General features: G+C 60.1%; 19 protein-coding genes. All 19 read left to right on the top strand.

Going from position 1 to position 11,815, the window contains the following annotated elements:
• Positions 1–90 precede the first annotated feature (90 nt).
• On the top strand, positions 91–240 hold the full coding sequence (locus J3T93_RS09735; protein WP_267431520.1) for a hypothetical protein: 150 nt from the start codon (positions 91–93) through the stop codon (positions 238–240).
• Complete coding sequence (locus tag J3T93_RS09730; protein ID WP_267431519.1) at positions 237–599, top strand: hypothetical protein; 363 nt, start codon at positions 237–239, stop codon at positions 597–599. Before J3T93_RS09735 ends, J3T93_RS09730 begins: the two co-directional genes overlap by 4 nt.
• Positions 596–838 carry a hypothetical protein gene (locus J3T93_RS09725; RefSeq protein WP_267431518.1) on the top strand — a complete coding sequence of 81 codons (243 nt, stop codon included), beginning with the start codon at positions 596–598 and terminating at the stop codon, positions 836–838. The genes J3T93_RS09730 and J3T93_RS09725 overlap by 4 nt, the downstream gene beginning before the upstream one ends.
• The gene (locus J3T93_RS09720) at positions 835–1,068 is read left to right on the top strand and encodes a hypothetical protein (protein WP_267431517.1); all 234 of its coding nucleotides are present in this window, start codon (positions 835–837) and stop codon (positions 1,066–1,068) included. Before J3T93_RS09725 ends, J3T93_RS09720 begins: the two co-directional genes overlap by 4 nt.
• Positions 1,065–1,226 carry a hypothetical protein gene (locus J3T93_RS09715; protein ID WP_267431516.1) on the top strand — a complete coding sequence of 54 codons (162 nt, stop codon included), beginning with the start codon at positions 1,065–1,067 and terminating at the stop codon, positions 1,224–1,226. The genes J3T93_RS09720 and J3T93_RS09715 overlap by 4 nt, the downstream gene beginning before the upstream one ends.
• Positions 1,223–1,966, top strand: a complete 744-nt coding sequence (locus J3T93_RS09710) for a hypothetical protein (RefSeq protein ID WP_267431515.1) — start codon at positions 1,223–1,225, stop codon at positions 1,964–1,966. The genes J3T93_RS09715 and J3T93_RS09710 overlap by 4 nt, the downstream gene beginning before the upstream one ends.
• A 96-nt stretch (positions 1,967–2,062) precedes the next feature.
• The gene (locus J3T93_RS09705) at positions 2,063–2,596 is read left to right on the top strand and encodes a hypothetical protein (protein WP_267431514.1); all 534 of its coding nucleotides are present in this window, start codon (positions 2,063–2,065) and stop codon (positions 2,594–2,596) included.
• A 108-nt stretch (positions 2,597–2,704) separates the two neighbouring features.
• Positions 2,705–2,926, top strand: coding sequence for a hypothetical protein (locus tag J3T93_RS09700; protein ID WP_267431513.1), 222 nt, complete (start codon positions 2,705–2,707; stop codon positions 2,924–2,926).
• A gap of 10 nt (positions 2,927–2,936) precedes the next feature.
• A complete protein-coding gene (locus J3T93_RS09695; protein WP_267431512.1) occupies positions 2,937–3,128 on the top strand; it encodes a hypothetical protein in 192 nt (63 codons plus the stop codon).
• On the top strand, positions 3,074–3,430 hold the full coding sequence (locus J3T93_RS10115) for an HNH endonuclease (protein ID WP_416378914.1): 357 nt from the start codon (positions 3,074–3,076) through the stop codon (positions 3,428–3,430). The genes J3T93_RS09695 and J3T93_RS10115 overlap by 55 nt, the downstream gene beginning before the upstream one ends.
• A 336-nt stretch (positions 3,431–3,766) precedes the next feature.
• Positions 3,767–4,288 carry a bifunctional DNA primase/polymerase gene (locus tag J3T93_RS09985; protein WP_324123877.1) on the top strand — a complete coding sequence of 174 codons (522 nt, stop codon included), beginning with the start codon at positions 3,767–3,769 and terminating at the stop codon, positions 4,286–4,288.
• Entirely contained in the window at positions 4,285–4,977 is a 693-nt protein-coding gene (locus J3T93_RS09685) for a hypothetical protein (RefSeq protein WP_267431510.1), read from the top strand. The genes J3T93_RS09985 and J3T93_RS09685 overlap by 4 nt, the downstream gene beginning before the upstream one ends.
• Entirely contained in the window at positions 4,974–5,609 is a 636-nt protein-coding gene (locus J3T93_RS09680) for a hypothetical protein (RefSeq protein ID WP_267431509.1), read from the top strand. Before J3T93_RS09685 ends, J3T93_RS09680 begins: the two co-directional genes overlap by 4 nt.
• A 185-nt stretch (positions 5,610–5,794) precedes the next feature.
• Positions 5,795–6,160: a hypothetical protein gene (locus J3T93_RS09675; protein ID WP_267431508.1), complete on the top strand. Its 366-nt coding sequence runs from the start codon at positions 5,795–5,797 to the stop codon at positions 6,158–6,160.
• A complete protein-coding gene (locus J3T93_RS09670) occupies positions 6,126–7,604 on the top strand; it encodes a terminase (RefSeq protein ID WP_267431507.1) in 1,479 nt (492 codons plus the stop codon). The genes J3T93_RS09675 and J3T93_RS09670 overlap by 35 nt, the downstream gene beginning before the upstream one ends.
• Positions 7,601–9,157 carry a hypothetical protein gene (locus J3T93_RS09665; protein WP_267431506.1) on the top strand — a complete coding sequence of 519 codons (1,557 nt, stop codon included), beginning with the start codon at positions 7,601–7,603 and terminating at the stop codon, positions 9,155–9,157. The genes J3T93_RS09670 and J3T93_RS09665 overlap by 4 nt, the downstream gene beginning before the upstream one ends.
• A 702-nt stretch (positions 9,158–9,859) precedes the next feature.
• On the top strand, positions 9,860–10,492 hold the full coding sequence (locus J3T93_RS09660; RefSeq protein ID WP_267431505.1) for a helicase: 633 nt from the start codon (positions 9,860–9,862) through the stop codon (positions 10,490–10,492).
• 9 nt (positions 10,493–10,501) lie between these two features.
• The gene (locus tag J3T93_RS09655; protein WP_267431504.1) at positions 10,502–11,491 is read left to right on the top strand and encodes an SU10 major capsid protein; all 990 of its coding nucleotides are present in this window, start codon (positions 10,502–10,504) and stop codon (positions 11,489–11,491) included.
• Between the two features lie 2 nt (positions 11,492–11,493).
• A partial coding sequence (locus J3T93_RS09650) for a hypothetical protein (RefSeq protein WP_267431503.1) occupies positions 11,494–11,815 on the top strand: 322 nt, incomplete at its 3' end.

The following is an 11,815-nucleotide window of genomic DNA, read 5'->3' as shown; positions in this document are numbered from 1 at the left end:
GCCCAAGCGCAGGCCCGTCCGGCATTTCATCGGCCATGGGCAGGCGAAAGCAGGAGACATGCAGATTCAAGACGTGATCGGAGGAGCAGCATGAGCGGAGTTTCGGACCCTGACCCTAGTCCGAGTGAGGGCGAGACGGGAAAACGCGAGGAAGACCCCAAAGAAGAGCATATGGAGGCCATGAGGCGAGAAGCCGAACAACTAGGCGAGCAGTGGGAGAAAACGAAGGAGGCAGCATGAAGACCACGACCATCATCACCGCGAAGATCAAGCCAGACATCTACAGGCTTATCGAGCAGGGCAGAAAACGCTACGAGGTCAGGGACGAGTCCTTCCATCAGGCTGACGCGATCCGGTACTTGGACGCCGAAACCGGCAAAGTGCTGGGAGTGTACCGGCTAGGCCCGGAGGATGACTTCGACCGCACCCACGACCCGCTCATCCAGAGCCTGTCGGGAGTGGATGACGACACCTTCCACAGGCTGTTTCCCAAGACGGTAGACTTCGGAATTCTCATCAAAGGAGTGGATCGTCTTCACGTCGCACCCATCCGGTCTCGCACCAGCCTGGATGCCATCTTCCCGGAGGGTGAAGCATGAGTGACAGGATAATCCCCATGCACACCTTGGCCTGCGACTGGCCCGGATGCGAAGAGACTGCGCAGAATGACATATACAGCTGCTGGGAAAGCTACGACAGCGCCGTGACCGTGTTCGCCGACCCGGACAACGGCGGTGAATGGCTGCACACGGACGGAAAGGACTACTGCCCGAAACACTGGCATTTAGACGACGAATACAACCGGTCCGTTGGGCCCGACCCGAAGGAGGAAGCATGACTCGCGCCACGCGGGAGGACAAAGAAGCCTGGGAAGCCCAGTACAAGCTCACAGAGGCCGAAAAGAGGTTCTCTGAGACTATTGAGCTTGTCAACGAATCAATGATCCACTACGAGCATGTCAGGAACAGCACCATGACTCAGGCATGTGACGTGCTTGAAGGACTGTTCATGCCTCTAGCAAAAGAATTTGGGGTCGCCAATCGTAAAGCACTTGAGGAGGCAGCATGACTCGCGCCACACGGCAGGCTAAGGCCCTGCAGGCGATCCGCGAGGGAGCCGACAACGAGCAGATACGCCGCAAGTACGGCTATCCACATGCAGTCATCCAAGCCATGCGCAACACCATCAGCCATGAAGCAGCAAGCCAGGAAGGACCAGAATTTTGACGAAAGGGAGTAAGTGCCCGATCTGCGAGGGCCTGCCCAGAGGACCCCTGTGCAAGACCCACAGGCAGGAACTCGCCAAGACCATCCACGGATTACGAATCGGACTCATCGAGCTGAAGAGGGTCGAACGCCGCGAAGTACGCTACTCGACCGGCAACGGGGGAGGAGCCCACCCGGCTTTCGCCCCCGCGGCCATCGACATCAGCGCCGCCGACCTCTACAACCAGGTCGAGGACACCCTCCAGGACGTGGCAGGTGACATCGGCCAATGGGCAGGCAAAGCACCAGCAGTCATTGTTAGGCTCCAAGCCAACATGGGCAGGCTCGCAGACGCACCAAACTCAGGCCGAGACTACAAGCAGCTCACCAACGCCTACCGGAGAGTCAAACTGTGGATCACACCACCCGAGGAGCGGATCATCCACGGACACTGCCTCAACCCCACATGCGGCAGGGAACTGGCAGGAGTCCGGGAGGACACGATGGTCACCTGCCCAGCCTGCGGCAGCACCTGGTCAGTATCGGCGCTCAGGCAGGCCAGGGTGGAGGAGCTGCAAGGACAAACCATCACCTGCACGACAAAGGATGCGGCAGACTGGACCCAATGGCAGACCGGCAGGAAAGTCACCAGGAACAGGGTGGACATGTGGCTCAAGCGCGGGAAACTGCCATCAGCAGTGAAAGCAGGGAGTCAAGGGCAATGGACTTTCGACACGGGAGAACTTGTCGCCTGCGCTTGACAGAAGTCAACTGTTACGCTATATTTGATATAGTTGGTTTTTAGTGTAAGGGTCGGGCAGAGATGTCCGACCCTTTAGCATGATTAGAATACTCTTATGAATCTCATGCAAACACTCATTCCCGCTTTATTTACACTTTTAGGAACACTTGCAGGCACATTGGGACCGGCCATCCCAAAGATGAGCGAAGCTAAGCGGTCTACCCGCCAGGAGATGAGGAAAGCACTGATATCAAGGACGGATAAACTCGCTAGACTCTGCACCCAGTTACAAGAAGACAATGCAAGATTACCTGCCCTTTTTCGTGCATACCCAACTGGAACGTTTACAGAAGAGACAATCGGTGATGCCAATCGGGTCGCAGAGAAGCTGGACAAGGAAATCGATGAAATAGAAGCGCGGAACAGGACCGCCAGAGGGGAACTTCGTCAGGACCAAATCATGTTGTCTGCGGAGTACCCGGATATGAGATCAGCGATTGCCTGTTTAATAGCAAAAGCTGACTTTCTGCCGTCTGATAAACGCGAGATTAACGAAGTCAATCTAGCTCTGGTCAAAGCGGACTACGAGGCGGCAATGGATGATTTCACGGATGCATTGACAGACGAGATAAGAAAACTCTCTGATTGATTCGTGACTTCACCTGTGAGATTGCCCTTACTCATACTTGCCCGGCCACGCCAACACCACTTCACTTCACATGGACGCGAGCCGGGCAACCTTCACTCAGGAGGACTCATGAAACCCATCAGTCGCAAACTGACAATCAGCATCAAAGACCCGGATAAGGGTACTGAGCTCGGGACACTAACAGCAGAATTCGACCTCCCAACCGACTATACGGAGATCAATGACGGTTTTAACACTCCTGTACTGGTCGCTCCGAGAGTAAATGACGTTGAGTTCCAATCCAATATCTCCCGTGCGCTAACGGCGGCAGCTGAAAAGCTCGGTGAATAGGAGGCCAGCCATGTACACCATCACCCACCCCGACCAGAACACCACCCAAGTGCCGGGAGCCAAAGGCTGCCGGGTGGACCGGAAGACCGGCACCCTCACCCTCTGGGGCAGACACTACAAGACCATCGCAGCCTACCCGCAAGGCGCATGGACCGCCATCACCCAGACACCAGACCCATGCCAAGACCAACAGGCACAATAAACCCAAGACGCAGCAACGGCGCAGCAAGGGCCAAGATAAGACAGCGGCTCATCGCCCTCAGCGGCGGACACCCCATCTGCCCAGCCTGCGGACAAGCCATCGACACCAGCATCAAATGGCCAGACCCAAGATCACTCAGCATCGATGAGATCATCCCAGTCAGCAAAGGCGGAAGCGCCTTCAAGCTCGACAACTGCCGACTCATGCACTTGCGATGCAATGAGTCAAGAGGCAACAGGCCATTGCAAAAAGGCAAACAAGCAACACAAACACAATCAATCCAACTCTCGCAAACCTGGTAACCACACCATAGGGGGGTAGCCCCCTACCCCCTGGGTCCTGGCACCCCCGCGGCATAGTGCCTGTATCCCCCCGAATCCGGACCTGGTTTTCCGAGAGTCACGTATGAGAGACTTTTGAAGGGGCCTAGGAGCCGTTTTCAGAGAGACGGGCAGTCAATTTACCGGGATGACGAATTGAACCACTGTGATACGACCGGTTCAATCAAGACCACGTCAGAACCTTGGAAAATAAGGGATTAAGCGTAACAAACAAGCCTAATGTATGGTATGATAAATGAGAAAGGCCACCGCGATATGCGTGTATCCGGTGGCGTGATCGACTAGCTAGGAGTCGATATGTCTCATCATATCATCCGGGCCCGGTGCGAGGAGTGCGGGGCTTATCTTGGGATCAGCCAGGCTCATGGCGGTAGCCGGATGCGGTACTGCTCGCCGGCTTGCAGGCAAAGAGCCTACAGGGAGCGGCAGGCCATAGCCGCTGAGCTGAAAGCAATGCCCAGATGGGCAAGAGCGTCTGGCAAGCGGCCCATCATGCCCGATGGTCGGCCTGCAAGCACAACAGACCCGACCACATGGAGTCCATATGACATGGTCGTATCGGGTGCCGGCGATGGCCTGGGAATCATGCTTGGCGATGGTCTGGCCTGCTATGACTTGGACCACTGCCTCGGCAGCGACCGTCTGCCTGAGCTGCTGGACCGTGTAAGTGAGCCGATAATCTTCGCGGAGATATCCGTGTCAGATACTGGCTTGCATATCTTCGTGCGGTCCGATGCCAAGAGCTACAAGCGGGATGGGGTCGAGTTTTACTCGCACGCCCGTTTCATCCGTATGACCGGGAGGAGGTGCAGGATATGACCACCATCATCAGGGACCAGGGCACTTCGGAGGAAGTGCGGCAGAAGCTGCACGGTGAAGGGAAGCCGGTCCTGCTGGCCTTCTCCTGCGGCAAGGATTCCATCGCCACCTGGCTGGCCCTTCAGGACGCAGGTGTGCAAGTCATCCCCTGCTACATGTATTACGTGCCGGGACTGAAGTTCGTGGACGACGAGATCGACTACTTCGAGCAGTGTTTCGGACAGCGCATCCACAGGTATCCGCATCCCAGCCTGTACAGGTGGATCAACAACGCGGTCTATCAGGCTCCTGAGCGGCTGCATGTGATCGAGGCGGCGAATCTGCCCACCCCGGACTATGACCAGATGTGGGACCTGATCCGTGAGGACCTGAAGCTGCCCAAGCAGACCTGGTGCGCTGATGGTGTGCGTGCAGCCGACTCTATCCAGCGTCGTGGCGCTTTCGTCCGCTACGGGTACTGGAGGAAAAGCAAAAAGAAGGTCAGCCCCATCGGTGACTGGCTCAAGGGCGAGACACTGGACCGCATCAGACAGGCAGGCGTCAAGCTGCCGGTCGATTATGAGTGGTTCGGACGCAGCTTCGACGGCATCGACCGCCGATTCACCGAGATCCTGCGAGATAAGGACCCCCGGGATTATGAGGTGCTCAGATCCTGGTTCCCGCTTTTGGAGGGGGACATCGTACGATGAGCTTCAATTTCACAGGCAAGAAGACCAAGGCTGAGAAGGCCGAGGAGTCCATGAAGGACATGACCGATGCAGAGAAGGAGCATGCCCTTGCCTACCGTGACCGGGCCAAGCAGGAGCGCAAGCGCTTCGTGAAGGCCACAGACACGGAGTTCTGGCTGTGCCTGTGCTTCCGGTCGCGCAAGGAGCTGGATCGGTGGCATGAGGCCTTTGGCTTCGGTGAGATGCATGGCTTCGCCCGCTATGAAGATGTCAAAGGCAGCATGGGTGTGGGTCCGGGCAAGACCGGGGGCATGTCCTTTGGGTCAGGCCCGAGCTTCGGCGCAGGCTTGTCCTTTGGCGGCGGGCTGAGCTTCGGGCGTGACCGGTATGATCCTCTAGCTGATGTCAAGTATGAGGATGATCTGGAGCGTGATTGTCTTGCTGAGCTTACCGCCCTCCATGAGGCTTTCGTCCATGCTGAGGCTCCTAAGCGTCTGTCGGATGTGACCGACTCGGATATATGGACCGTGCTGGTCTTCGAGGACCGGGATGCCAAGGATGCCTTCATCTCACAGGTGGGGGCGGCCCGGGACCAGCAGGACAAGTATGTCGATGCTGCGAAGCTGGCCGCCCACCTGGGTGCCAAGATCTGATCTTTCTGCCTTTCCATGGGCCCGCCTGGTGCGGGCCTTTCGCATATCCGGGGGGAGGTGAAACATGAGGAACCTTTTCAACCGGGCACGAGGTGCCATCAGCCGCGTGGCGGGCAATATCCGTCGCGCCGTATCCAGGTCCGGGTCCCGGGCATCCGGGTCCTGACATGAGACGGGAGGACGACATGGCGGAGGTCAATCAGCCATCCTTGCCGGAGGAGGTGCCGTGGCCAGACAAGACCAGGCAATGGTGGAGGAGCCTTCCCGATACGCCTGGTGCTGAATCATGGAGCGCTTCCGACTGGGAGTTCTTGATGACCACCGCCCTCGTCCACGCCGACGTGTGGGGCAACCAGAACTTCGACAGGCTGCCCGAGTTGCGTGTCCGCGAGGAGGAAATGGGTATCACGCCGAGCGCCCGCAGGAAACTCGGGATTGGGTCCGCGCAGGCACCCGTCGAAGAGAAGCCTGATACCCCGTTGGAGGCAATTGCTGAGGAGAGGCGGAAGATGCTGCATGTCACGCACTCTTCACGGAAGACAGGAACCTAGTTTCAAGGTGGTTCCGCGCCACGCGGCCACCGATGGTGGTTACGCGGTAAAACTGGCCGCCGCCTATGGCATGCCTCCCGACCCGTGGCAGGTGACCGTCCTGTCCGGATGGCTGGGGACGACCAGGAAGGGACAGTACACCGCTTCGGATTGCGGGTTGGCTGTTCCTCGGCAGAACGGCAAGAATGCCGTCCTGGAGTTCACTGAACTCATGAAGGCGGCCATCCAGGGCCGCAGGATACTGCACACGGCCCATGAGGTGAAGACCTGCCGCAAACACTTTCTCCGCATGAAGGCCTACTTCGAGAATGAACGGAAGTACCCCGAGCTGGCGGCCCTGGTGGAGTCCATAAGACAAACGAACGGCCAGGAAGCCATCATCCTGAAGAACGGCGGCTCTATCGAGTTCATTGCCCGTTCCAAATCATCAGGGCGTGGGTTCACGGTTGACGACCTTATCTGCGACGAGGCCCAGGAGCTGACGGACGAGCAGATGGAGGCCATCCAGCCCGCCATCAGCTCAGCACCGAGCGGTAACCCGCAGACGATATACACAGGGACACCTACACCGCCGACATCTCCGGGAACGGTATTCGACCGTATCCGCAGGAACGCGCACTCCGGCAAGTCCAAGAGACTGTGCTGGTTCGAGTGGAGTGTGCCCGAGATCGGTGACGTGCATGACAGGGCAAGGTGGGAGTACACCAATCCGGCGTTGGGCATCAGACTGATCGTCGCGGTCATCGAGTCAGAGATCCAGAAGATGAGCCCTGACGGATTCGCCCGGGAGCGTCTGGGCTGGTGGAACGACGAGGCGGACAGGGCCACGGATATCGACATGAAGGCCTGGTCGTCATGCGAAACGGACAAGCCTGCGACTGAAGGGCCTGTCGCCTATGCGGTCAAATTCAGCCCGGACGGCCGGCATGTGAGCCTCGCGGCCTGCCGGAGACCCGACAAGGGCAGCGGTCTTCGACCGCATGTGGAGCTGCTCGAATACAAGCCGATGGGTTACGGGACCCAATGGCTGGCCGACTGGCTGACCGGTGAAGGTACTGACGGCTTGGCCCGTTGGAGAGCCAGCCTGGCCATTGTCATAGACGGGCGCTCAGGCTCCTCCACGCTAGTCAACCAGCTTGTGGACGCTGGCGTGAACAAGCGCGTCATCTGGACTCCAGGGAGCGGGCAGATGATCGACGCGGCAAGCATGTTCGAGCAGGGCATCAACAGTCATGCGCTCACCCACATTCGGCAGGACGCCTTGGAGGATTCGGTAGGGCATGCCAAGCACAGGATCATCGGCAACAATGGCGGCTTCGGCTACGAGTCGAGCGCCGAGAACATCGATACGACACCCGTGGAGACCGTCGCCTACGCCTACTGGGCGGCGAAAACAAGCAGACGGCACCCCGGACGCAAACAGAGGATGGTGAGGCTGGCATGAACGAAGTGCTCATGGGCGACTACCGGCTGACAGGCATGAGCTTCACCCTCCCCGCGGCCATCCAGGGCATCAGCGACGAGACGTACGACCTGCTTGCCCAGCTGGTCAAGGTGTGGAACATCAAAAGATCCAGGAACCTCCTGCGTTCCGCGTATGTGGACGGCAAGCACCGTCTGGACCATGTGGGATTCAGCATCCCGCCCTCAATGAGGGACATGGAGGAGATCGTCGGCTGGCCCGACAAGGCCGTGTCCGCGCACGCGCAGCGCTGCATGTTCGACGGGTTCGTAAGCAAGGAGATGCCGCAGGACCCGTTCGACTTGTCCGGTCTCCTTGCGGACAACAGGATTGACGTGGAGCTTCCCCAAGCCATCAGGTCCAGCATGATCCACAGCGTCGCCTTCCTGTCGGTCACCAAGGGTGACGAGGCGTCCGGCGAACCAGTCGTGCTGGTCATGCCGCACTCGGCGGAATGGTCAAGCGCCATCTGGGACTTCCGGCGCAGGGCCCTTAAGGGTGCCATGGTCGTCAACGATGTGGACGGGTACGGGAGCCCTGTGGAGCTTACCGTGTTCACCCCGGAGGAGATCGTCACCTGCAGGAAGGGCGCGTCATGGTATGTGTCCTCGGCCACCATGCACGGGCTTGGCAGGGTGCCTGTGGAGGCGCTGACCTACAAGCCGGAGATAGACCGGCCTTTCGGCCGTTCCGTCGTGTCCCGCGCGGTCATGAGCATCACGGATGACGCGATGCGCACCGTGCTGCGCACCGAGGTGAGCGCCGAGTTCTATTCAGCCCCGCAGCTGTTTCTCATGGGGGCCGATCCGGACGGGTTCACGGACGATAAAGGCAATCCCATACCCATGTGGGAGATGGTGCTCGGGCGGATCAACTCGATCAGCAAGGACGAGGATGGTGACACCCCTTCGCTCCAGCAGATCAGTCAGCAGAACACGCAGCCGCACATTCAGCAGCTCCAGGAGCTGGCGGCGAGGTTCGCTGGGGAGACCAGCGTGCCGGTATCATCGCTGGGCATCATCACCGACAATGCGCAGAGCGCGGACGCGATGCTGGCCGCTCAGAAGGACCTGGTGGTGGATTGCACCGCCGCCGACATCGCCTACGGTGCCGCACTGAAACGCATAGGCCAGGACATGATCATGCTCCGGGACGGCCTTTCCGAACCTACGGACGAGATGAAGACTCTTGAGGTCAGATGGCGCAACCCGGCCATGCCCAGCGTCATCGACTCCGGTGATTCCATGATCAAGCTGATCAGCGCCTTCCCGTGGATGGCGGACACCGTGGTCGCGCTCGAACAGGTCGGGTTCAACGACGAGCAGATCACCAGGCTCCTGTCGGAGAAACGCCGCAACGAAGCCAAGAACTCGGTGAGCGACCTGGTGGGGGCTTTGAACGGAGGCCGAGATGACGACCAGGCAGGACGTGACCAGGCTCAGCAAGGCCCAGCAACGGACGGCGGACCTGGCGATCAACGAGATGGAACGCCTGCTGGAGGGGCTCAAGGGGATGGCACAGGAGTGGCAGCGTGACCTGCTGCTTGACGAGGTGCCGGCCCTGGCTGCCAAGTACGGCGACCTCGCCGCCTCTGCGGCGGCCCAATGGTATGAGGAGACCAGAGCCAGACAAGTGAGCGGTGGCTATGAGGCCCTGGCTGCTGACCCGTTTCCCGATCAGGCTATCCGCGACCGTATCCGGTACGGTGCTGGCGACTTGTTCAAGGCTGGCGGGGATGATGCCTTTGCCGCGTGGCTCGGCGGCGCACTGCAACGGTGGGTCATGTACTCAGGAAGGCAGACAGTCGCCATGAACGCCATGCACGACCCCGCACGGCCAAGGTTCGCCAGGGTCCCAACCGGGACCAGGACCTGCGCCTGGTGCGAGATCATGTGCTCCAGGGGGTTCGTCTACTACACGAGGGAAACCGCACTGGAACGCCGAGGCTCTGGACGTCTGTACCACGACCATTGCGACTGCCAGGCCGTCCCGGAATGGGACAAGGACGTCAGCCACATCCAAGGGTACGACCCAGACGCCATGTACCAGCGCTACCAGCAGGCATGGGATGCTGCCGGAGGCTCCGGGGCCTCAGACAAGCAGGTGGCCTACCAGATGCGCCGCCTCTACCCGGACCTGTACAAGGACGGCATCAGCGCCAAGGGTTGACGCCTATCAGATTTCATCCACCCGCACGGGTGGTTTTTTTATGCCCGCACGGGCGAATGGAGGAACACATGAACCGCTATCTCATGCAGCCACTCGGACTGCGCACCATCGTGCAAACGGACGGTGAAGGGCAGGGAGGCACCGGCGTTGATACGTCGGAAGCCGAGCCGAAGGCCGGCCAGGCCAAGGCAGGGGAGCCGCACGGCGAACCGAAGACCGAGGACACCGACTGGAAGGCCATGGCGCGCAAGTGGGAGGAGCGCGCGAAAGCCAACAAGGAGGCCTCCGAGGAGCTGGAAAAACTCAAGGAAGCCCAGATGAGCCAGCAGGAGAAGGAAGCCAAGCACACCAAGGAGCTTGAAGCTGAACTCGCACGGTACAAGGCCGAGAAACAGCAGGCCGAATGGTGCAGGACCGTCTCCAAGGACACCGGCATCCCGGCCGACCTGCTGTGCGGTTCCACCTTGGAGGAGATCCAGGCGCACGCCGACTCCCTCAAGCAGTACCTCCAGGACAACAAGACGAACACGCAAGCCGAGACCGGGCCTGCCGCCGGGTACGCGCCCAGTGTGGGCACGACCCCGGGCAAGAGGGGCAGCGTGCCCTTGGACGAGCAGATCAAGGAGGCCGAGAAGAACAAGGACCTGAATAAGGTCATGCTCCTCAAGGCCATGGCGCTCGGCAACAAGCCAACCAGATAGGAGAACGCTATGCCCGGAATCGTCGGACAAGGTACCACATACAATCTTGAAAACTACGTCGGTGAGCTCTTCGAGGTCAGCCCAGAGGACACTCCCCTGCTATCCGCGATCGGCGGGCTCACGGGCGGCAAGTCCATCACCTCCACCCTGTTCGAGTGGCAGGGGTACGACCTGCGGGACGCGGACGACAACAGGCAGCGCCTCGAGGGTGCGAACGCGCCTGATGGGGAGTCCCGCAAGCGGTTCAACGCCTCCAACGTCACCGAGATCCACCAGGAGGCCGTCGAGCTCAGCTACACCAAGCAGGGTGCCACCGGCCAGCGCAACGTAAACGGCATGCCCGTCGTGCAGATCGGCAACACGGTCCTGCCCGCCGACGAAATGGCGTGGCAGCTCCAGCAGCAGCTCAAGCAGATCGCGCGCGACGTGGAGAAGACCTTCATCACCGGCAAGTACAACAACCCAAAGGACAACACGCAGCCGCGCCGGACCCGCGGCCTGCTGGAGGCAATTACCACCAACGTGAAGACCACCGACAAGACCGCCGCCAACCTGGACGCGGACACGATCCTGGACCTGATGCAGATGGCCTGGGACAACGGAGGCATCCAGGAGTCCGAGACCCGCACGGTCATCGTCAACAGCACCATCAAGCGTGCCCTGACCCGCATCTTCATCACCGACGCCAAGTACCAGGAGCAGACCCGGAACGTCGGAGGCGTGGACCTGCAGACCATCGACACCGACTTCGGCAGGCTGAACATCATGCTCGACCGGTACATGCCCAAGGACAAACTGATCGTCGCCTCCCTCGAGCAGCTGTCCCCCTGCTTCATGGACATCCCCGGCAAGGGACATTTCTTCGCGGAGCCGCTCGCCAAGACCGGGGCCAGCGACAAGGTGCAGCTGTACGGGGAGATCGGCCTGGAGTACGGCAACGAACGCACCCATGCGGCCCTCACCGTCGCCCAGCCCGCAACGACCAAGTCCAGCAAGTAGCCATGGCCGGGGACGAGAAGGACAAGCCGTTCGCATCCTCCGCTGACCTGAAGTCCAGATGGACGGAAATGCCGGACGGGACGGTGGCCGACACGCTGCTGGCCGACGCATCGCAGCTCATCCGGGACACCTGCCCCGGGTGGGCGTCGGCATCCGAAGCGACGTTGAAAGCCATCGCGTGCTCCATGGTCAAGCGGGCCATGATATCCGGATTGGATAATGCAGGCCTGTCCTCCTCCCAGGAGACGGCGGGCCCGTTCAGCCAGACATGGAACTACGCGAACCCGACCGGCGACCTGTATCTGACCCGGACGGAGAAGCAGC

Source organism: Bifidobacterium sp. B4111, from assembly GCF_026537235.1.
GTDB lineage: Bacteria > Actinomycetota > Actinomycetes > Actinomycetales > Bifidobacteriaceae > Bombiscardovia.
The sequence above is the reverse complement of the archived record's forward strand: the minus strand, read 5'-3'. Positions and strand labels throughout refer to the sequence as shown.